This window comes from Cedecea sp. FDAARGOS_727, from assembly GCF_012273235.1.
Lineage (GTDB): Bacteria > Pseudomonadota > Gammaproteobacteria > Enterobacterales > Enterobacteriaceae > Cedecea > Cedecea davisae.
In genome coordinates this window covers 4,469,693-4,491,178 of the sequence record NZ_CP050966.1, presented here as the reverse complement: position 1 = coordinate 4,491,178, position 21,486 = coordinate 4,469,693, and the positions used below count along the sequence as shown (strand labels likewise).

Sequence of the window (21,486 nt, the reverse complement as noted above, 5' to 3'; positions counted from 1 at the left end):
GAAAGTTGTGATTTAGATCTCACGGATGCCCATGCAAAGGGAAAAAACAGCGATTCAACGGTCCGATTGCGGTTCATGGCGGCGGACAATGTTTGATTGAAATCAATTAAAACTGAATAAATACATTGCTTTACCTTTCTATACTCCCCGGGCTTTGACCTTCCCCCAGGGGGAAGGTGTAACGTCTGCGCCAGTTATTTATGCACACTGACTCCAGGGGAATAATGATGAAAATGCGTACCATAACGGCGCTTGTGGCGCTGATGCTGAGCGGTTCGGCTTTGGCGGCTACGTCTGAAGGCGATGCGTTTCTGGCCCGTCACGGGCTGGAAGGCAAAAACGTTGAGCAACTGGTTGAAGCTATTGATGGCTCTACGCAGGCTCGCCCGCTTGCCTATAGCGCGGGCATAACCAGCGGAGCTTTAGTCCTGTCGGACGTGAAGCAGCGGGTGAGCTACCCGCTGGGGGATAAATTCTATCTTTCGTTTGCGCCTTACCTTCAGCAAACCCATCCCTGCTTTAACCACAGCCTTTCCGGCTGCCAGGGGGAGCTTGCCAATACGGCGTTTGAGGTGAACATCACCGATAAAGCAGGGAAGGTGATTTTGCATAAAACGCTGACCAGCCATCAAAACGGTTTTGTTGGCGTGTGGCTGCCGCGTAATACCGAAGGCACGATAAACGTCAGCTACCAGGGGCGCTCGGCCAGCTCGCCTTTTGCTACCTATGACGGCAGCCAGACCTGCATGACCACTCTGCAACTAAAACAGGCGTAATTTACCCGGCCGCCCGGCTCTCCGGTTACATTATGGATAGTCCGGCGGCTCATTTCTGAAAATAAGCAGGCAGGCTTCATTAAAACTCGCCAGGCCGAGCCGCTGGTATAGCTCAATACGCCTGCGATACAGACTTTTAAGCGAAGTATTTAATTTCAACGCCGCCTGTTCCATCGGCACGCCCAATCTGAGTAGCCGCATCATCGCCCGCTCTTCGCCGCTAAGGCGCATCTCGCGAAACCACTCTTTTGCCGCAACTTCAGGTTTTATCCGGCGTAATTGGGTCAATATTGCTTCTATCTCCCGATACGGTATCGACATATCCAGGCTCTGTTTTAGCCTTAGTGGAGGGATTTCGCTGTGGCGCATATCGAGAATAATGCAGCGAATACGCGCCCCGGTTTTGTCCGCGCTAATAACAATATTCTGCCAAAAAAACAGCGGCAGGCGGCTATCAACCAGCAGCGAGTATTCCTGGTATCCGCTGCTAAAAATCCTTCTGTCTACGGTTCGTAACTGAAGCGTTTCCGGCAAACAGTTTTTTATGCCCTGAAAAAGATAGTAATCCTGAGTGACTAAAAGTGTCGCATTCACCACGGCTCATCCTGTTAATATCCGATCAACAAAAACGGCTATCCATAGCGGAAGAAGAGCCGCAGCTTTCTTTCCGGCATTTAGATATTTCATTGAAAATGAGTTAACTAACCTTTTTGTTAGTTAGCCTGCCACCAAAACACGACGTTGAATAAGATATTAAAAACGCTTTGTGCATTTTTTATGATTATCCATGTGGCGAATTATAAATTAAATGAATGGAGAAAGAAGTGGGCTAATAAAAAATTAAGAATCTTTGCCAGGAAACTTCCTGAATGGCACAGGGAAAACCACCAGACAATGGATTTTTTCCATTTCATGGGTTTTCATTTGTTTGTTTTTTTATTTGTTAATCATTATGTTATCGAATTTTATTTTATCTGGAAATAACCGTTGCAGAGTATTCTTAAAAGCGCCGCAACCGCCTTTTTGACGTATTCACAAAACGGCTAACGGTACTTTATTATTCTCGTCGGTCATATCGGGTGGCCAGGCGAATGTATTTTAATTCTCCGTTTTAACGTAAGGGTGAAGCTACTCAAAAACACACGCATCGCAATAACCCACGATAAAATCCATCGCGTGGATCTAATGTGCACATTTTCCATTAGTAGCTGATTTAACGCTACGGAAAGCGCGTACTCATTCATAACGGAATATAGAATAGATATTTATGGCACAACGACTGAATATCAATAAGTTATTCTTTTGTCATGGCGCAGAGCTGGCGTTATTGCTGGGCTTAATAGGGCTATTTCCCGCTCAGAGTTTCGGCGGTGAGTCCGCCTATGAGCGGCAGGTGATGCTGGCCCGTAGCGGGAATTATCAGCCGCTGCTGGATACATTAAAACGACAGCAAATGCCGGGGGGGCTTAGCGACGAAAAGGTTGCCGACTGGCTGCAGGTGGCTTCCTGGGCCGGGCGGGATGAAGAAGTGGTTAGCGTCTGGCAGAGTTACCAGCAGCGTGTTTCAATTCCCGCCAGGGGCATAGCTTCTGCCGCCCGGTCATACCGCAACCTGCGGCGCTGGACGGAGTCGCTTGCGCTCTGGGAACAGGCGCTACGCCTTGCTCCGGCAAATATTGACTACCGCATCGGGCGGATAAAAACGCTTGCCGACGGGCAGCAGGAATGGCCCGCGCTGTTTGAAGCTCAGCGGCTGGTAGCGCTCGCGCCTGAAGATCTCGCGGCGCTGCGTACCCTGGCCGATGCTTTAAGCGTTAACCGAATTAGCGCTCCCGCTTTGGAACTTGCGGGCAGGGCAAATCTCACTCCCGCAGAGCGGCGCCGGTTGGAAATAGATGCCGCCTCAGAGCTGGTGCGCATTGCGGATATTATTCCTCGCGAAGAAAAAGAACGCTTTGCCGTCGCAAAACAAGCGCTGGACCGCTACGACGTGTTTTTTGCCCGCTGGCGCAGCGACCCGCAGGCCGCCAGAGACCTTGTTCGCGCCCGCATAGACAGGCTTGGCGCGCTGTATGCACACAACTATTACCCGCAGGTCACCGCTGAATATGAATCGCTGGCTTCAGAGAAGGCGGATGTTCCCGACTGGGCGCTGCGCTGGGTGGTGGACGCTTATCTGGCGCAAAGAAGGCTGGAGCCGGCCGTAGCTCTGTCGCCCCAGGCTGCACGGCCTTTGCCGGATGAAAGCGAACACGCGATGTTTTATGCCCTGCTGGACAGCGGCCAGTATCTGGCTGCCAGGCGCTATGTGGAGAGCATCACCGGCAGCGCGCCGTATGTTGTTTACATCGCAGGCTCGCCCACGCCTCAGCCTAACGACGCCTGGCTGGAGGGTAAAACGCTCTCTCTGCAATATCTTCTGGCAACACATGCGCTGCCGGAGGCGGAAAAGCTCGCCTATCACCTGGCGACGACCGGGCCTGGCAACCAGGGGCTACGAACAGGTTACGCTGAAGCGTTGCAGATGCGGGGATTGCCGCAGGCCGCCGAACGAGAACTGAAGGCTGCGGAGGTTCTGGAACCGTCTAACCTGGAGCTTGAGCGGCAGCAGGCTTATGTCGCGCAGGATCTTCACGAATGGCGGCAGATGAGCCTGCTGACCGACGACGTGCTGACGAGAGCGCCGCTGGATCCTGACTCCCGGCAGCTTAGCCGCGCCCTGGACGTTCACCGAATGTCCGAGTTACGCCTCAGCGGCAATCAGGGCATTACCTCCGATACGCCGATAAGCGGCGCTCACGACTTTAGCTGGGATGCGGCAATTTACGGCCCGCCGCTGGCGGATGACTGGCGGCTGTTCGGCGGCAACCGCTTTAACAGCGGGCGCTTTGAAGAGGGGAAAGGGCTAAACCGCAGCGTATTTGGCGGCATTGAGTGGCGGCCCCGCGCCAGCTGGGCCGAGTTTGAACTGGCAAATAACCATTTTAACGGCGGCAATAAACCCGGTGCGAGACTTGCGGCGTGGCACAGCTTCAGCGACAGCTGGAGAACGGGCGGCGGCATTGAACGCCTTGCCCGCAGCACGCCGCTGCGGGCGTTACGCAACGGCATCAGCTCAAACCAGGCCAATATTTGGCTGCGCTGGTATCAGAATGAACGCAGGGAATACCAGCTCACCGCCACCGCCAGCCGGTTTACCGACCATAACTTCCGCCAGGAATATAGCCTCGAGGGAAAAGAGCGCGTCTGGCAAATGCCGGGGCTGACGCTCGACCTGCTGCCCGATTTTTCCTTCGGCGCTAACAGCCGCGCCAATACGGTTTACTACAGCCCGAAATGGGATCTCTCTGCGGCACCGACGCTCTCCGCAGACCACGTAATGTACCGGCGCTACGACACCGTCTGGAGCCAGCAATTTACCGCGAGCGCGGGCGTTTATCGGCAGAAAAGCTACGGCTCAGGCGCCATTACCTCGTTCGGCTACGGCCAGCGGATCGAATGGAACAACGTTCTCGACACCGGCGTGATGCTGAACTGGGAAAAACGCCCCTACGACGGCAGGCGCGAAAGTAATCTCGCCGTGGCCTTTGACGCGAATTTAAGATTTTAAGGACAAGCATGCTGACCAACAGTTTCCGAATCAGCCTGATCGTTATCGGCTGGTTATTTACCCTTTCTGGTTTGTGCGCTCAGGAAATTCATTTTCTGCCCCCGCAGGACAGGCCGCAGCCCGAAGCCAGCAAACCCTGGCCGAAGAACAATTTTCTGGTGCTGGCTTACCACGACGTGGAGGATAGCGACCCCGATCAGCGTTATCTGGCGGTGCGCACCAGCGCGCTAAACGAGCAAATAATCTGGCTGCTGCATAACGGCTACAGCGCGGTAAGCGTGCAGGATATTTTGAACGCGCATGACGGCGGTAAGTCGCTGCCGCCGAATGCTTTTTTGCTTACTTTTGATGACGGTTACAGCAGCTTTTATACCCGCGTCTGGCCGCTGCTTAAGGCCTACAATGTTCCCGCGCTCTGGGCACCCGTGGGCAGTTGGGTCGGCACACCGCAGGGGAAGCCGGTCGATTTTGGCGGGCTGAAAACGCCGCGTGAAAAATTTGCCACCTGGGAAATGGTGCGGGAGCTGAGTGAATCGCCGCTGGTGGAAATTGGCTCCCATACCTGGGCATCTCATTTTGGCGTGCTGGCTAACCCGCAGGGCAGCCGCGAACCGGCTATCGCCAACCGGGCCTGGGACAAAGAAACCGGCCAATATGAGGATGACGAGCAGTTTACCCGTCGCATTGATGACGACGTGAGCCGCATCAGCACCAAACTGGCGCAGGTCAGCGGGAAAGCGCCCCGGGCCTGGGTCTGGCCCTACGGCGCGGCAAACGGCACTTCGTTAAGCGTAATAAAAAAACACGGTTACCGGCTGGCGTTCACGCTTAACGATGGCCTGGCTAACGTTCGCGATCTGGACAATATTCCCCGGCTGCTTATCTCCGGCAACCCTTCGCTCAAGGCCTTTGCCAGCACGGTGACTCGCATTCAGGAAACCGAGCCGGTACGGGTGATGCATGTTGATCTGGACTACGTCTACGACAGCGATCCCGCCCAGCAAACGAAGAATATCGATGCGCTGGTGCAGCGCGTCTACGACATGAAGATTAGCCATGTTTTCCTGCAGGCGTTTTCCGACCCGGCCGGAGACGGCAATATTAAGTCGCTCTATTTTCCAAACCGCTGGCTGCCGGTGCGTGCCGACCTGTTTAACTTCGTCTCCTGGCAGCTACAGACAAGGGGCGGGGTGAAGGTTTATGCCTGGCTGCCGGTACTCTCGTTTGATTTAAATGCTTCTCTGCCGAGGGTTGAGCGCTGGGATACAGCAACCCGGCAGTCGCGCCGCGCTCACAGCCCTTATCTGCGCCTTTCGCCGTGGAATAAACAGGTTCGCAGCCAGATTGCCGACCTTTATCAGGACCTTTCCCGGTATGCGACCTTCGACGGCATTCTGTTTCATGACGATGCCCTTCTGACGGACTTTGAGGACTCCGGCCAGGACGCTTTGGCTGCCTATCGCCGTGCCGGTTTTGCACAAAATATTGCCGATATTCACGGCAATACCGCCGAATTTCAGCGCTGGACGCGTTTTAAAAGCCAGACGCTGGTTGGCTTCACGCGCACGCTGACCCAGGCGGTGAAGGACATTCGCGGCCCGCAGATAAAAACCGCCCGCAATATTTTTGCCCTGCCGATTCTGGAGCCGGAGAGCGAGGCCTGGTTTGCGCAGAACGTTGATGATTTCCTTGCCGCCTATGACTGGACGGTGCCGATGGCTATGCCGCTGATGGAGTCCGTTCCGCCTGCGGAAAGTAACGACTGGCTGGCGCAGCTTATTCGCCGCGTGGCGGCCAAACCTCTGGCGCTGAATAAAACCATTTTTGAGCTACAGGCCCGGGACTGGGGCAGCAAAGGGCAAAAGGGTGTTGCCGATAAACAGCTGGTGGAGTGGATGCGTCTGTTGCAGCTCAACGGCGTAATGCATTACGGCTATTACCCGGACGATTTCATTAATAATCAGCCGGATATCTCGCGCATCCGGCCTGAATTTTCCTCATGGTGGTACCCAGACAATGACTGACCGGATTATTTCTCTGCTGATCCTGTGCCTGATATTTGGCCTGCCGCTTAGCGTGGCGGCCGTTTTCACCGGCAAAATTCTGCTCGACTTCGTCTTCTTCTGGCCGCTGTTTATGTCGGTATTGTGGATGACCGGCGGGCTCTATTTTTGGTTCCAGCTGGAACGGCACTGGCCCTGGGGGAAGGAGACTCCGCCGCCGCGGCTGGAGGGTAACCCGCTGATCTCGATCCTTATTCCCTGCTTTAACGAGGAGAAAAATGCCAGGGAAACCATCGAAGCGGCGCTCAACCAGCGCTATCAAAATATTGAGGTTATCGCCATCAATGATGGTTCGGGGGATAACACTTCCGGCGTGCTTGGGCAGCTGGCGCAAGAGTATCCGCGCTTGCGGGTTATCCATCTGGCAGAAAACCAGGGCAAAGCGGTGGCCTTAAAAGCGGGTGCCGCCGCCGCGCGAGGCGACCTGCTGGTTTGTATCGACGGCGATGCGCTGCTGGAGCGGGATACGGCGGCTTACCTTGCCGCGCCGCTGCTCCAGCATCCACACGTTGGTGCGGTGACCGGCAACCCGCGCATCCGCACGCGCTCCAACCTGATTGGCCGCATCCAGGTTGGAGAATTTTCTTCGATTATCGGGCTTATCAAGCGCACTCAGCGCATTTATGGCCGGGTGTTCACCGTGTCCGGGGTGATTGCGGCCTTTCGCCGCCAGGCGCTGGCGGACGTCGGCTACTGGAGCACGGATATGATAACTGAGGACATTGATATCAGCTGGAAGCTACAGCTAAGCCACTGGACGATATTCTTCGAGCCGCGGGCGCTGTGCTGGATATTGATGCCGGAAACGCTGCGCGGGCTGTGGAAGCAGAGGCTGCGCTGGGCGCAGGGCGGGGCTGAAGTATTCCTGGTTAATGTTCGTCGGCTATTTCGCTGGGAGCACCGCCGCATGTGGCCGCTGTTTCTTGAGTATGTGTTATCGACGGTGTGGGCGTTCGCCTACGCGATAACCATCCTGCTGTTTATCGCAAGTCTGGTTGCAACACTACCGCCCAACCTCGTGGTACGCAGCCTGTTTCCCCCCGAGTTTACCGGGCTGCTGCTGGGCGTAATGTGCCTGATGCAGTTTCTCGTCAGCCTGTTTATCGAGCGGCGCTATGAGCGGCGGATAGCCGGTTCGCTGTTCTGGATAATCTGGTTCCCGATGATGTACTGGATGATTGGCCTGGTAACCACCCTGGTGGCATTCCCCAGAGTGATGCTGAAACGCCAGCGTGCAAGGGCGCGCTGGGTAAGCCCTGACCGCGGAAAAGGAAGAACAGAATGAACGCCAATACCCTGATATTAACCGAACACAGAATCGCCCCGCGCCTGTTCGACGGCCTGCTGACGTTTATCGCCTGGGCTGGGTTTGTGTTCTTCGCGTATAAAAACCTGCTGCTGCAAATAATGACGCTGCCCGGCCAGCGCGGGGAGATTATCGTCTCGTCGCTTAATTCGGTGCTGCTTTATTTGTTGCTCGCGGTGGTCAACGGCTGGCTGCTGATCCTTTGGTATCAGTACAGCCTGCGCAGGCATAACGCGCGCTACCATGAAAGCCTCGCGCCGCTGCATCTCAGCGAACTGGCGCAGAGCTTTAACGCCCCGCCGCAGTTGATATCCGAGATGAGCCAGCATAATCAGCTGACGGTTTACCACGACCAGATTGGGCAAATTATTCATTTAAAAAGCGGTGAGCTGGCGGCGGGGCGGGAGAGTCAGCCAATGACCGTATTATGAAATAAAGGGCCGGGGAAAAATGATACCGTCAACGGCAGCCGTTGACGTCACCGGACAGGCATTATGTGTAAATTTACAGAGAAATTTTATTATGATCTTTCAAGTGAGTAATGGATCTTTTCCCGCCGCAATCAGCAACAATCACATTCACAGAATCGCCCACCCTGGTATCCCATCTGAAATGGGCGCATGGGAAAAAATAGAGGATTTTTTCTGCGAAACGAATAAACTCGAGGCATTGGAGTGTATTCAGAGGATTTATCACCCACCGGGCAGAACGATATGGGAGGATGTAGTCAGCAGGTTTGAACGGCTCAGGGCGCTCGCATATGCCGGGCGTAGGGGAAACATTCAGTTCGGCCGACACGGGGAGGGCCACTTTTGTATCCTGGACTCAGGCAGCCGGGAGATTCTGTCCGTCATCCCTGATAACGCCGGGAAGTATACCGTGAATTGTCAGGGGCACAATGAAACACATAACCTCAGCCTGCGTACAGAATTGAGAGCAGAAGATTATGAAGCTGTCTGGTCAACGTGGGAAATTATTGCTCCACCAGAAGAGTCATACCATCGCGCAATCGTGGTACAGAAAATGCGTGACTGCCTGAATAATGGCAATCCAGAGCTTAACCTGAGCAACTTTGACATCACCTCCTTACCCGACCGTTTACCGCCGGATATGGCAAGGTTGATCCTTGATAATGTACCACTAACCAACCTGCCAGCGTTGCCGTCAGGACTCCAGACTCTGCGGGCCAGCCATAGCGAGCTGGTCAGTCTACCAATGTTACCGTCAGGGCTACAGGAACTGGTTATCAATCATAACGTTCTGATAAGCCTGCCTGAGTTGCCTTCAGAACTACAGAAACTGGTGGTTGATTGCAACACTCTGAGCAGGCTGCCAGCGCTGCCGTCAGGGCTACAGACTCTGTCTGGCAGTCATAACTATCTGAGCACTCTGCCTGCGTTGCCGCCAGCTCTGCAGGAACTGAAGGTCGATGATAACGAAATCACCAGCCTGCCTGAGTTGCCGTCAGGGCTACAGACGTTGTGGGCCAGTTATAACGAGCTGAACTACCTGCCGGTATTGCCGTCAGGGCTACAGGCGCTGACGGTCAATAATAACCGTCTGACCAGGCTGCCTGAAAGCATCGCCGGATTGTCCGGGGATATGTGGGTCGACCTGTCAGGGAACCCGCTGTCAGATCGTACGCGTCAGGCCCTGCTGGATATGACCCATGCCCCTAACTATTCTGGCCCCAGAATATATTTCGGTGTGGGCGGCCCTCCCGTTTTCAGGAAACCTCGCCCACTGCATCAGGCAGTCGCTGATTGGCTGGTGCCTGCCAGGGAAGGTGAGCCGCGCCTTGCGGGCAAGTGGCAGGCGTTTGAGCAGCAAGATGATGCGGCCTCCTTCAGCAGTTTTCTGGACCGGCTGAGCGAGACGGAAAACTTCAAAAAAGACTCGGGTTTTAAAACACAGATAGCCTCCTGGCTGGCACAGTTGGTTGACGATGATGAGCTGAGAGCAAAAACATTTGCCATGGCGACAGAGGCGACTTCAAGCTGTGAGGATCGGGTTACCCTTGCGCTGAACAAGATGAAGAACGTGCAATTAGTACATAATGCGGAAAAAGGGGAGTTTAACGAGAATCTCCCCGGGCTGGTCTCGGTTGGGCGTGAAATGTTCCGGCTGGAGAAACTGGAGCAGATTGCCCGTGAGAAGGTCAAAACGCTGTACTTCGTCGATGAGATCGAGGTCTATCTGGGCTATCAGAATAAACTGAAGCAACCGCTTGAGTTGACCAGCGTGACGGCAGAAATGCGGTTCTTTGGTGTATCCGGCGTGACGGAGTCAGACCTTCAGTCCGCTGAAATTCAGGTAAAAACTGCCGAAAACAGCCAGTTTGCAGAGTGGATATTGCAGTGGGAGCCATTACGCAAGGTACTGGAGCGTACGGAGCCGACAAGCTGGGAAGCACTTTGTGAAAAGAAAATATCAGATTATGAAAACACGTACCGAATTCTGTCTGACACAGAGCTAAAACCGGCAGGTCTGCTCGGCAATAACGATGCTGAGCGTATTATCGGAGCAAGAGCCATGGAAAGTGCGGAAAGGGCATTTCTTGATGGCCTTCACCCTCTGGCGGGCAATATGTTGGGCAGATATCTAAAGCCCAGATGGTCTTAACTGAGCGCTGGCTGTTTTTTTAAAACAGAAGACGGCGCGGAGCTACCTCCTTCATTAAATGTGAACCGCGCCGGGCGAAGCCTGTGGTCAGCTACAACTAAATCCCCATAAACATCAGCACGTTTGCGTAACGGCCTGCCCGGCGGCTTGAGTTATTCACCTAATCTATATAATACTGTGTATGCATACAGTATTTTGAGGTGAGCAATCATGACCGTCCCTTATCCTTATAAACAAGAGCAAATCATCGAGCTGCCGCTATTTTTAGAGCGGGTTCCGTGCGGCTTTCCCAGCCCTGCCCAGGACTACGTCGAAGAGAGCCTGGACCTGAACAAGCTGGTGGTTAAGTACCCAAGCGCCACCTATTTTGTGCGAGTGAGCGGGGATTCTATGGTTGGGGCAGGCATTGGCGATGGCGACCTGCTGGTTGTAGACCGGTCGCTGAGCGCAGAGCACGGCGATATTGTGGTGGCGGCGGTAGCGGGGGAGTTCACGGTGAAAGAGCTGCAAACCCGGCCTTTGCTCCGGCTGGTGCCGCATAACGCAGACTATGCGCCCATTGAGTTCCTGGCGGAGGAAGAGCTGCAGATCTTCGGCGTTGTTACCTTCACCTTAAAAGCAAACAAACATGTTCGCGCTTGTTGATGTAAACAACTTCTATGCCTCCTGCGAGACGGTATTCAGGCCCGATCTTCAGGGCAAACCGGTTGTCGTTGTCTCAAACAACGACGGATGCATTATTTCGCGGTCGGCAGAGGCAAAGGCGCTGGGTATAAAAATGGCTGCGCCTTACTTTAAAATCAAAGATGATTTGCGCCGCCAGCAGGTGACGGTTTTTAGCTCCAACTATGCGCTTTATGCCGACCTCAGTCATCGGGTAATGTCTATCCTGATGGAGCTGGCTCCCGCCGTAGAAGTGTATTCCATCGATGAGGCTTTTATCGATCTTTCCGGCGTCTCCGGCTGTATTTCGCTTGAAGTGTTTGGCTGCCAGATTCGAACTCAGATATTAAAAAACACCGGGCTGACGGTTGGCGTAGGCATTGCACCGACCAAAACGCTGGCTAAGGCGGCTAATTACGCGGCTAAAAAATGGCCTCAGACCGGCGGCGTTGTCGATCTTTCTGCCGTAGAACGGCAGCGTAAATTGCTCGCCCGTATTCCCGTGGATGAAGTCTGGGGCGTTGGCCGCCGTATCAGTAAAAAACTGGAACTGATGGGGATTGAAAACGCGCTACAGCTAGCAGAAAGCTCTACCTGGGTTATCCGTAAACACTTCAACGTGGTGCTGGAGCGCACGGTACGCGAGCTGCGCGGTGAGCCCTGCCTGGCGCTGGATGAATTTGCCCCGACCAAACAGCAGATTATTTATAGCCGTTCATTTAGCCATCGGATTACCGAATACGACGATATGCACCAGGCGGTTTGCGCCTATGCCGAGCGTGCGGCGGAGAAACTGCGAGCGGAAAGGCAGTTTTGCTGCATGATCAGCTTATTTATGCGTACCAGCCCGCATGCCGGGAATGAAACCTTCTATGCTCCTCAGGCCACAGGCCGACTGACGACGCCAACTTGTGACACCCGGGATATTATCCGCATTGCTACTCAGGCGCTTAACCACATCTGGAAAGACGGCTTCCGTTATATGAAAGCCGGAGTGATGCTGAGTGATTTCTACAGTCAGGGCGTCGCGCAGCTCGGCCTGTTCGATGAATATCAGCCGCAGGCCAACAGCAGCGCATTAATGCAGGTTATCGACAGCATTAATCATTCCGGCCGGGGCAGCATTGGGTTCGCCGGGAAGGGTATTCAGAAAAGCTGGGAAATGAAGCGCAGAATGCTGTCGCCGGGTTACACCACTCGTTATACCGACCTGCCTTTGGTGAAATAGTGGCTTTTATTCAGCCTGGCAGGAGGTAATATAATTAATTGTAATGCAGGGTTTTTGTCAATATTTCGATATTCTTCTGCCGCCTCAGGCGTTTTTTTGTAGATTACTTTATAATAATTTTTATACTAAATTTTATTTAGGAGGAATGTTAATGGGGCAATTCAGGGTTTCGCTGGCAAATTTACGCAATTCTTCTTTTGAAGAGAAGCAAAGAAATAGTACTGAATTATCAACGGGACATAATGGTGACTATCAATTTTTTCTTGATGTGCCTAAGAATAATACAGGGAACAGGCTAAATATTGTCGGCCATGGTGATAAAGGTGGGAGCAGTTTTGTTAGTTTAATCAACAATGTTAAATCAACCCCCGCGGAACTTCATCATAAAATCAAACCGCAATTTTGTGATAAAGAAATCACAAGCATTAGACTTGTATCCTGCCGTGCAGGTGGAACAGGGTTTGCTGAGGCCTTAGCTGATTGTACTAAGTTACCCGTAAAAGCTTCTCCTGGTTCTGTTACTATTTACCAAATATGCAACGATCGTTATGTGTTACTCAAAAAAATGAAGAGCGAGAAAAGGCCGGATGAACATAAATTCTTTTGGTTTGAATGTAGCAAAGATAATTCTGTTAGAAATAGTTGATTGTCATCCTTTATTATCAGGGACTCAGTATCCCTGATAACCTGACTGGGATTTGTTTTTTTAATATATTTTCTGGCGTGAGTAAATATCCGGTCGCTCGGCCGGAAATTAACTCCCTTCGAGCGACCGGATAGCAGGCGAGGTTATTTAGCCAGCAGTTCTCTGCGAATAATCTCTGCGCCAGCGCTCAGGGCATTCAGCTTGCCTCTTGCTACGTGGCGAGGCAGCGGGGCCATGCCGCAGTTGGTGGAAGGGTAGAGCTTATCGGCATCAACGAACTGAAGCGCTTTACGCAGCGTGTCGGCAACTTCCTCTGGCGTTTCAATGGCATGATTTGCAACGTCAATTGCGCCGACCATCACTTTTTTACCGCGGATAAGCTCAAGCAGATCCATTGGCACGCGGGAGTTGTGGCATTCCAGCGAGATGATATCGATATTCGATTTTTGCAGCTTTGGAAACGCTTCTTCATACTGGCGCCACTCTGAGCCCAGCGTTTTTTTCCAGTCCGTGTTGGCCTTAATGCCATAGCCGTAGCAAATATGTACGGCAGTCTCACATTTCAGCCCTTCAATGGCTCTTTCCAGAGTCGCAATTCCCCATTCATTCACTTCGTCAAAGAAGACGTTGAATGCGGGTTCGTCGAACTGAATGATATCGACGCCTGCGGCTTCCAGCTCTTTGGCTTCCTGGTTGAGAATTTTGGCGAATTCCCAGGCCAGCTTTTCGCGGCTCTTGTAGTGGTTATCATAGAGCGTATCTATCATCGTCATCGGGCCCGGCAGAGCCCATTTAATCGGCTGTGTGGTCAGCTTGCGTAAGAATTTGGCATCTTCAACAAATACGGGCTTCTGGCGAGCCACGGGGCCAACGACAGTCGGGACGCTCGCATCATAGCGATTACGAATTCGGACGGTCTCGCGTTTCTCAAAATCAACGCCGCTAAGGTGTTCGATAAAGGTGGTGACAAAGTGCTGGCGCGTCTGCTCGCCGTCGCTGACGATATCAATATCCGCGAGTTGTTGCTCATGCAGGGCTAAACGCAAAGCATCCTGTTTACCTTCAATTAATTCCTGATCCTGCAATTTCCACGGCGACCACAGGGTTTCAGGTTGTGCAAGCCAGGAAGGTTTAGGCAGGCTACCAGCAGTCGAAGTCGGTAATAATCTTTTCATAATAAATGACCTTAATATTTTTAGTTAATCAACGTGCGTAATTAGCGGACCATTGTTCAAGAATAGTTTTATAGGGTTTTATGAAGCTCTCCTCGGTGAACTTTCCTTGCTCAATCGCTAACCGGCTACGTTCTTCTCGATCATAAACAATTTGCGTGACTGAATGATCCAGGTGCGTCAGGTTTGGCTGGTAGTGCAGTCCTGCGGGGGAATTAGCATTATAAATTTCAGGGCGATAGATCTTCTGGAACGTCTCCATCGTGCTGATGGTCGCGATCAGTTCAAGATCGCTATAATCGTCAAGTAAATTACCGGAAAAATAGAAAGCCAAAGGCGCGACGCTATTTTTCGGCATGAAGTAGCGAGCCTGTAGCCCCATTTTACTGAAATAGTGGTCGGTCAAAGAGAGATCGTTTTGCTGATATTCAATGCCCAGAACAGGGTGTCGGTTACCGGTCTGGTGATAAGTATTTTTACTTGAAACACTTAAACAAATAACAGGTTGCTTCTTAAAGTTCTCTTTGTAAACACCGGACTCAACGAAGTGCTTAAAGATATTGCCATGCAGAATACCAAAGTTCTCTGGCGTGCTGAAGTCAGCACGCTGCTTATTGTAGTCCGGTAGTAACACGCTGAAGTCATAATCACGCACGTAAGAAGAGAAGTTATTCCCAACAATACCTTCATGGCGCTGATTAGTTTTTTTGTCAACAATGTTAGTTTTCAGTATTTCAATCGCCGGGAAAGTCTCGCCATTGCCCTGAATATCAACCTCAACGGAGATGATTTCAAGTTCAACAGAATAACGGTCCCCTTTCGGGTTGTCCCAGTGCGCCAGAGAATTGAAACGATTGTCAATCATCGTTAAGGCATTGCGCAGGTTCTCCTGGCGTTTCTCACCTCTGGCCAGGTTAGCAAAGTTAGTTGTGATGCGCGTATTTCCCGACGGGTTATAATTCTCGTCGAAATTAATGCTCTTAATAGTAAATGCAAACTCTTTCATCGTAATCTGGCACCCTAATTTCTGATATAAAATCTGTTTTTATTTCTGGCTTCTTCAGGAATGACCACTTTTATTTTGTGGCTTCCTCTGCGGTGAACTTCACATTGTCAATAGTTAATAGCCCTGCATATCTTATGCCTGAGTCACACTTTGAGGAAAAGTGATTTAATTTCACAGAACATGAACGAATTTCATGATCGCGAAAGTGGCGTGGTGCAGAATTGAGACATGCGTTGAGCCTTAGTAAGATAAACCTTTTAAAATCATGCGTTTTATCGATTTTTTGGTCAGTGAAAATAACTATCAGATGGTTAAATCCTTGTTATTTATAAGACATTAAAGACCACTAAATCTCCGACGGTTTCTGCCCGGTAAGACCGGTCACAATCTTCCCTCAGTGCACAATCAAAAACCGGAAGACATCTGACCCGCATTAACAAAAAACAGAGCTTATTTATTGGAAACCTAAACCGAGGTGCTCAGCGCTCCTGCCTGATTATGCCCATCGGTATAATGGAAGCACCAGCATATATTCCGCTGCAACTGAGTTTCCAGTTATCATATTTTAGTGATTTATAGCTAATTATTGAGGTTTCCAATAATTAACCACATTAATACTGTTGACTTGTACAGTGCTAATAGCAGAGGGTGAGGGGTAAGGAGAGAGTGGTACCTTAAAAAAGCGCCCCCAAATGGCGCCAAAACACCAGGTGAGGGCTAACCACAATGCAACTGACAAGGAGTCACACCATGACTGGTACTGATAGTAACACATTTACCCAACAGAAAGTCACAGGCACACAAAACCTTATAGCCGGAGATATTGCAGCCTTATTAAAAATACCCATGGGAGCAAAAGACGATTTATTTTATGTACTGAATGTTTGCCGCCGTTGTGTCGGTGAATTAATTGAAACAGATAGTCATGTTGAATATATTGCGCTGTGCGGGCGTTTGCTTGCGGGGTTCAATGTTCTGAGAGTTGTGCTGGATAATCCGCTGCCAAAATACCTTATTGAGCAATTAACAGTAGAAGAAGGGTATTCAGAAGCGCTGCGAACTGCGCTTGAAACCGAGTCCGAAACCATCTGTGACTATTGTGCCGCCTTATCTATGGTGCTGCTGAACCAGCAGCTTTCGGCGGGGCAACAGATACAGATAACCGACCTGCTGTATGAAGTGTTCATCATGCTGGATCAGGATTTAAAAGCGCCGCGCTTTGTCCGCACCAAAAAAGGGCTGGCAATGATAGACGGTGGTATCGTTTCAGGTGTCCACTAAGTCGTAAAGCTTCCCGCTTTCTCAGCCGACGTTGCTGAAAAAGCGGGGAAATGAAACGCGGTACGCCGTTTAGTTACCGCATTTCTGGTTAAGTACTCAAAGTGAGAGGGAATTCTTTGTGAGCGTGCCACAAACAAAATCTGAACTACTTTTAGCAATTGATAAAAATTTTAGTAAATTAATCAGTTATCTTAGCAAAATACCGCATGAATTGGCCTCTGAGAAATCGATGGATGGTCACGTAAAAGGTACGGAAATGAGCGTTCGGGAGCTTGTATCGTACCTGCTGGGGTGGAATTCGCTGGTTGTGAAGTGGATTACTCAGGATGCCAAAGGCTTGCCCGTTGATTTCCCCGAAACCGGCTATAAGTGGAATCAACTGGGGCTTCTCGCACAAAAATTTTACTCTGATTACCGGGAGCTAAATTACGATTCATTAATTGAAGCACTTCAGGCTGAAAAAAATGAAATTGTGAAACTTATAGATCAGCGTTCTGACGACACTCTGTTCGCAAAACCCTGGTATACGAAATGGACGATGGGGCGAATGATCTCATTTAACACCTCTTCGCCCTACGCAAATGCGAATGGGAGATTAAGAAAGTGGGCAAAAATTAAAGAAATCAATCTTAAGTAAATAACGAGGAAAAGATTCACTTCTCGCTCATAGACGCTAGATGCAAAACGCACACAGCTAACTTTATGGTGTGTTAATAAACGGAGAGCAGGTTAAAGGTTGCCGGTTTGTTGTTCTTTTCGTTCAACTTTGCAAAGATGTATCGCACACGGCTCCAGACCTGCCACGTTATCAGGAGCAGGACCTACTCTCCACGACGCTTGCCCTGTGTACTGGAATATTGACATTAAACTGGTTCTGCTTTGAGGGCCCCTGTATGACCATCTTTCATCAACTTACGGCCACCAGTCTGGACGGCCAGCTTATCTCTATGACCGACTACGCTGGTAAGGTGGTTCTGGTCGTTAATACCGCCAGCCATTGTGGATTCACGCCACAATACGGCGGCCTTGAAGCGCTCTATAAAAAATATGCCGCCCAGGGGCTAGTGGTACTTGGTTTCCCCTGCAACCAGTTCGGCAAACAGGAACCCGGCGGCGCCGACGAAATTGCGCAGACATGCCGCATTCACTACGGTGTGAGCTTCCCTATGTTCGCGAAAGTAGAGGTGAACGGAACCGCAACGCATCCGGTGTTTCGTTATCTGAAAAACGAATTGCCCGGCGTACTGGGTGGGCGGATCAAGTGGAACTTCACTAAATTCCTGATAGGACGCGACGGTAAACCGCTCAAGCGTTTTGCACCGTTCACCAGCCCGGAAAAAATGGAAGCCGCAATCCTTTCTGCACTTGAAAGCTAAGTATTTCAGTAATTCGAACCCTTCGAGTTTCCAGCGCTTTCGAAAAAACGATTATCCGTGGGAGGATAACCTCCGCCGTTCGCTTGTAATCGACCTCACGGTTCTTCAGTCAAACTGCTTCGTGCCAGAAGCGGACCGTTAGCTAGTCCCAGCAGGATATTTCGGAGGCTCTTCTGGACAAATGAAAAACATCATCACATGTAAACTCAGGCGGGATTTCAACGTTAAAGCAGTATTTTTCATTGGAGAACCCAGATGTTTACTCATATGCGTATTGCTAAACCCGTCACCAATCTCGAAAGATCTTTTCTGATGTACAGCCAGGGATTGGGTCTACATAAAATTGCTGAATTCAATGATCATGACGGTTTCAATGGAATAATGTTAGGGCAGGGAGACGTAGACTGGCACATAGAGTTCACCTTTTGCCAAAACCATCCCGTTCAACCTTTGCACACGGAAGAAGATTTACTCGTTCTTTATTACTCGGATGAAAATGAATGGGTGCAAGCCTGCGAAAGAATGATTGATGCTGGTTTCAGAGTGATAGAGTCATTCAATCCCTACTGGGACGTGAACGGAAGGACATTTGTTGACCTCGACGGACATAGGGTGGTTATCCAAAACAAGACGTGGGCGTAATTCCAATAAATATTGCAGTGTTGCCTCCGTCCAGCTGCAAGCTAAACATCCGCTCCTCAATCAAACCAGGCTCCATCCGCCGGGGAGCAGTCTGCTTATTACTTCACAATCCGTTAATTCTTCTACAAAGAATTATTTCTGAAACGAGAGGGACGATAACGCTCAGGGATTTCATCGTTCTTACCGTCGCGTAATTCTTCAGAAACCAGCCTTCCGATGGTAGCTGCACATGTAACCGCCGGGTGCATAACTGCCACATAAACGCTTTTGCTCTCATCAGTAAAGCCAAGAACGGGATACCCATCCTGCAGGACAGGGCGTTCTCCCACGGAGTATCGGGTGAGAGAGGCAGACTCTGCACCCCTGAGCCTGTTTCTTACCGATGTCTGAGCCGCGTTAGCCGTTTCCCTGACGTTGCCGTTTGTTGGGTAATCCTCAGCGGCGAATAAATCCCCGTTATGGTTATGCCGAACTTCTATATCATCACCAGCGATGAGCGTTTTGACTACGCGCCGGGGGACTGCAAAGCGCAGCAATATAGCGGGTGATGCCAGAACCGGAACAGAGGTCCCCGCCGCCTCAGCTAACGTGGGAATGCCGGTTCCACAGGCCAACACAACGCAATCCGCCTCCAGCTTACCCCGTGAGGTCAGAACTGCTGTCATCGTACCTTCGGCCATGCAGATACCCGTAACGGTCGTTTGGTTTTGCACTACAGTCCCCATACCACAGGCCTTGTCCAGTAATATACGTGTCGCTTCGGCGGCATCAATGGCACCGTCTTTTGCAGCATAGCGGGCTTCAGAGGGGGGACGTAGCAACGCAGGCTCAAGGCTGGCGACCCCGGCTCTGCGGAGAAGGCTTTCGTCCGGCAGGCAGGCCTGAGGCGTTGCGCCGTATTTTAACGAACCACTCCAGTTGATCTGAAGTTCCGGTATTTGTTCTTCCAGCCTGTGCCAGTCCGCAAGTGCGGCACGCCGCAGAAGCACATCGGGCGCATCATCACTCACCGCGCCAGTTAGCCAGCCAAACGCGCTGCCGGTCGCCCCTGATGCAGGCTCATTTTGCTCAATAATGGTGACGTCAAATTCAAGGCAGGCAAGATGCCAGGCGATTGAAGCACCAACGATCCCTGCACCGACGACGACGATCATTTTTTTCATGCTGCCCAGGGTGGCTTCCTCCCGCGTGGGTAATAGATTCATGCCATGATGCAGAAGTTATTTATTACCGACAACCTGCCAGAAATTGCAAATACCTGGCCGGGGCCAATTCAGGCAGCCATTTCTTCCCGCCGTTGGTATTGCGTATAATACGTCGCGATAAATTCTGACAATTACTGTGGTAATGGTATGAATCTCAATCGTTGTTGTTTTTTGCTACTGATCCTGGTGGCGCTCGGAAGTATTTTCACATCCAATCCCTTTGTTATAGGGTTGCTGCTTGTCAACATACTGACGCTGGTGATTTACGGCGTGGACAAAATGGCAGCTCGTAAGGCGTGGCGCAGAGTGCCAGAAACAACTTTGCTGATATTCGGGGTTGTAGGTGGGTGGGGTGGAGCGCTTGTTGGGCAGCAGCTCTTTCGCCATAAAACACAGAAGCAGCCATTCAAAACATACTTCATTATCAGTATTATAGTGAATATTGTGGCGATCACGGCGGCGTATCGGCTCTATCCCTTTTCCCTCTACTGAGTGTAAACCTCGGCACGTTGCCCTGGCTATGGATAGCATTCCGGTTGAGTTATGGAGAATGTGTATGAATATTGGAATGGATGACTTGTCGCTGGTGGGTTTATTTGGCGGCTGTATCTACGGGGCGTATACCATCATCCGGGGAATCAAAACCGGCGAGATTGTCACCTACATCAATCGTCGTAAGAGAACGTTCCGCCGCGGGGAGCGTTATTTTACTGCCGTTCTGGCCATACATTCACTTCTCATTGTTGCAGGGACAGGTATGGGCGGATGGCTGGTATGGCAACGTTTTAGCTAGCCGCCTGAAGGGCTGAAGCTCTATGCAGCGAGCAGATAAAAGGGGCGTTACACAACCTCAACCAGCTCAAACTCTTCTGCCACAAGTTCCATTGCTTCATGGTATGTCCCTTCTCTTAAGAAAAACTCTTTATGGCCTTCTCTCCAGTATCTGAGGCTGAGATCGCCTTCGCCTTCTTTTCTTGCAAACTCTTCGGCTACATCGCAAAAGCGAACTATCCGCATAGCGATGGTTCTGATAACGCAGGCTGGCTCTCCTTTACCGTTAAGAACAATGCTGTAACTGCCAATCGTCGGGGATTCATCCTCATCCTGGAATGATGAGAGTGAGCAACAAGTTGCTGTTTTTATTCCCTTAACAACAAGTTCAGCCAGCTCGTCTGCCATGGCTGGAGTATCTCCAAATGGCCATGCAATCGCACCAGGATAGTTAACTTTTAAGTCGTCAATTTTGCGCATTGTTAAATCCCTAAGAACAATATTATTGGCTACGCAGGCAATCCCAGTAAAAGGGCAGCTACGATAACCGCAACAAAGAAAATCCCGCTATGGCGGGATTATGTCAATGTAATGGCGTTTTTATTCGGCAAACTTCAGCAGTGCCTCACCATCAAGGCGATAGCGCACCCATTCTGACTGCGGCAATGCGCCAATACTCAGGTAAAAATCAATGGCGGGCTGGTTCCAGTCCAGCACGCTCCACTCAAGGCGGCCGCACTTTCTGTTTACTGCGCACTGCGCGATGTTTTTCAGCATTGCTCTTCCCGCACCTTTGCCGCGATAATCAGGAGAAATATATAAATCCTCCATATAAATACCGCTACGCCCAAGCCAGGTGGAATAGCTGGTAAAGAATACGGCATACCCGGCGATTTTATTATCAATCTCACAAATCAATGCTTCGCTATTACTGCCTGCGCCAAAGAGGGTTTCCCGGATCTCGTCCGGGGTAGTGACGACTTCTTCCGGGGCCTTTTCATACACGGCCAGCTCAAAGATCATATCGTAAATGGCTGCTGCATCTTCCGGGCGCGCCTGGCGAATAGTTATGTTCATGAATTTTCCTGCGATTTCTTTATGATGTCGATATTGATGGCG

The 21,486-nt window shown here is 51.0% G+C and carries 21 protein-coding genes; 15 read left to right on the top strand and 6 right to left on the bottom strand.

The features are described 5' to 3' along the window. The first annotated feature begins 227 nt into the window (after window positions 1–227). The gene (gene cueP, locus FOC35_RS21030; protein ID WP_172570423.1) at window positions 228–776 is read left to right on the top strand and encodes a copper-binding periplasmic metallochaperone CueP; all 549 of its coding nucleotides are present in this window, start codon (window positions 228–230) and stop codon (window positions 774–776) included. Between the two features lie 30 nt (window positions 777–806). Here the strand turns inward: cueP and FOC35_RS21025 are convergent, their stop codons facing one another. Next, window positions 807–1,373: a hypothetical protein gene (locus FOC35_RS21025; protein ID WP_016536236.1), complete on the bottom strand. Its 567-nt coding sequence runs from the start codon at window positions 1,371–1,373 to the stop codon at window positions 807–809. Window positions 1,374–2,043: 670 nt separating this feature from the next. On the opposite strand from FOC35_RS21025, the gene pgaA reads away from it, so the two are divergent. The 8 genes from pgaA (at window position 2,044) to FOC35_RS20985 (ending at window position 12,914) form a co-directional block, all read left to right on the top strand. After that, entirely contained in the window at window positions 2,044–4,386 is a 2,343-nt protein-coding gene (pgaA, locus tag FOC35_RS21020; RefSeq protein ID WP_172570105.1) for a poly-beta-1,6 N-acetyl-D-glucosamine export porin PgaA, read from the top strand. A gap of 8 nt (window positions 4,387–4,394) precedes the next feature. Next, on the top strand, window positions 4,395–6,410 hold the full coding sequence (gene pgaB / locus FOC35_RS21015) for a poly-beta-1,6-N-acetyl-D-glucosamine N-deacetylase PgaB (RefSeq protein ID WP_172570104.1): 2,016 nt from the start codon (window positions 4,395–4,397) through the stop codon (window positions 6,408–6,410). Further along, window positions 6,403–7,734, top strand: a complete 1,332-nt coding sequence (gene pgaC, locus FOC35_RS21010; RefSeq protein WP_016536241.1) for a poly-beta-1,6-N-acetyl-D-glucosamine synthase — start codon at window positions 6,403–6,405, stop codon at window positions 7,732–7,734. The genes pgaB and pgaC overlap by 8 nt, the downstream gene beginning before the upstream one ends. Further along, on the top strand, window positions 7,731–8,186 hold the full coding sequence (gene pgaD, locus FOC35_RS21005; RefSeq protein WP_172570103.1) for a poly-beta-1,6-N-acetyl-D-glucosamine biosynthesis protein PgaD: 456 nt from the start codon (window positions 7,731–7,733) through the stop codon (window positions 8,184–8,186). The genes pgaC and pgaD overlap by 4 nt, the downstream gene beginning before the upstream one ends. A 91-nt stretch (window positions 8,187–8,277) precedes the next feature. Beyond that, on the top strand, window positions 8,278–10,377 hold the full coding sequence (locus FOC35_RS21000; RefSeq protein WP_172570102.1) for an NEL-type E3 ubiquitin ligase domain-containing protein: 2,100 nt from the start codon (window positions 8,278–8,280) through the stop codon (window positions 10,375–10,377). Window positions 10,378–10,587: 210 nt separating this feature from the next. Beyond that, window positions 10,588–11,022 carry a translesion error-prone DNA polymerase V autoproteolytic subunit gene (gene umuD / locus FOC35_RS20995; protein ID WP_172570101.1) on the top strand — a complete coding sequence of 145 codons (435 nt, stop codon included), beginning with the start codon at window positions 10,588–10,590 and terminating at the stop codon, window positions 11,020–11,022. Beyond that, window positions 11,006–12,268 (top strand): translesion error-prone DNA polymerase V subunit UmuC, encoded by a 1,263-nt coding sequence (umuC, locus tag FOC35_RS20990; RefSeq protein ID WP_172570100.1) that lies wholly within the window; start codon window positions 11,006–11,008, stop codon window positions 12,266–12,268. Before umuD ends, umuC begins: the two co-directional genes overlap by 17 nt. 151 nt (window positions 12,269–12,419) lie before the next feature. Beyond that, complete coding sequence (locus FOC35_RS20985; protein WP_172570099.1) at window positions 12,420–12,914, top strand: hypothetical protein; 495 nt, start codon at window positions 12,420–12,422, stop codon at window positions 12,912–12,914. Between the two features lie 143 nt (window positions 12,915–13,057). Here the strand turns inward: FOC35_RS20985 and FOC35_RS20980 are convergent, their stop codons facing one another. Together FOC35_RS20980 and FOC35_RS20975 are read right to left on the bottom strand one after the other, a co-directional pair. Then, entirely contained in the window at window positions 13,058–14,089 is a 1,032-nt protein-coding gene (locus tag FOC35_RS20980; RefSeq protein ID WP_039898186.1) for a methionine synthase, read from the bottom strand. Window positions 14,090–14,117: 28 nt separating this feature from the next. Next, window positions 14,118–15,092 carry a DUF1852 domain-containing protein gene (locus FOC35_RS20975; RefSeq protein ID WP_172570098.1) on the bottom strand — a complete coding sequence of 325 codons (975 nt, stop codon included), beginning with the start codon at window positions 15,090–15,092 and terminating at the stop codon, window positions 14,118–14,120. Between the two features lie 750 nt (window positions 15,093–15,842). On the opposite strand from FOC35_RS20975, the gene FOC35_RS20970 reads away from it, so the two are divergent. From FOC35_RS20970 to FOC35_RS20955, 4 genes are all read left to right on the top strand, one after another. Beyond that, complete coding sequence (locus FOC35_RS20970) at window positions 15,843–16,373, top strand: hypothetical protein (RefSeq protein ID WP_254065323.1); 531 nt, start codon at window positions 15,843–15,845, stop codon at window positions 16,371–16,373. A 118-nt stretch (window positions 16,374–16,491) separates the two neighbouring features. Next, a complete protein-coding gene (locus FOC35_RS20965; RefSeq protein WP_172570096.1) occupies window positions 16,492–17,010 on the top strand; it encodes a ClbS/DfsB family four-helix bundle protein in 519 nt (172 codons plus the stop codon). 256 nt (window positions 17,011–17,266) lie between these two features. Next, window positions 17,267–17,749 (top strand): glutathione peroxidase, encoded by a 483-nt coding sequence (locus FOC35_RS20960; RefSeq protein ID WP_172570095.1) that lies wholly within the window; start codon window positions 17,267–17,269, stop codon window positions 17,747–17,749. Window positions 17,750–18,004: 255 nt separating this feature from the next. Then, window positions 18,005–18,391 carry a VOC family protein gene (locus FOC35_RS20955; protein WP_172570094.1) on the top strand — a complete coding sequence of 129 codons (387 nt, stop codon included), beginning with the start codon at window positions 18,005–18,007 and terminating at the stop codon, window positions 18,389–18,391. 122 nt (window positions 18,392–18,513) lie between these two features. Here the strand turns inward: FOC35_RS20955 and FOC35_RS20950 are convergent, their stop codons facing one another. After that, complete coding sequence (locus FOC35_RS20950) at window positions 18,514–19,596, bottom strand: FAD-binding oxidoreductase (RefSeq protein ID WP_172570093.1); 1,083 nt, start codon at window positions 19,594–19,596, stop codon at window positions 18,514–18,516. Between the two features lie 147 nt (window positions 19,597–19,743). Between FOC35_RS20950 and FOC35_RS20945 the strand changes: the two genes are divergently transcribed. Both FOC35_RS20945 and FOC35_RS20940 read left to right on the top strand, forming a co-directional pair. Further along, entirely contained in the window at window positions 19,744–20,088 is a 345-nt protein-coding gene (locus FOC35_RS20945) for a DUF1294 domain-containing protein (protein WP_172570092.1), read from the top strand. 64 nt (window positions 20,089–20,152) lie between these two features. Next, the gene (locus tag FOC35_RS20940) at window positions 20,153–20,389 is read left to right on the top strand and encodes a hypothetical protein (protein ID WP_172570091.1); all 237 of its coding nucleotides are present in this window, start codon (window positions 20,153–20,155) and stop codon (window positions 20,387–20,389) included. Window positions 20,390–20,436: 47 nt separating this feature from the next. Here the strand turns inward: FOC35_RS20940 and FOC35_RS20935 are convergent, their stop codons facing one another. Further along, on the bottom strand, window positions 20,437–20,847 hold the full coding sequence (locus tag FOC35_RS20935; RefSeq protein ID WP_172570090.1) for an ASCH domain-containing protein: 411 nt from the start codon (window positions 20,845–20,847) through the stop codon (window positions 20,437–20,439). 120 nt (window positions 20,848–20,967) lie between these two features. Next, window positions 20,968–21,444: a GNAT family N-acetyltransferase gene (locus FOC35_RS20930; protein ID WP_016536257.1), complete on the bottom strand. Its 477-nt coding sequence runs from the start codon at window positions 21,442–21,444 to the stop codon at window positions 20,968–20,970. Window positions 21,445–21,486 lie beyond the last annotated feature (42 nt).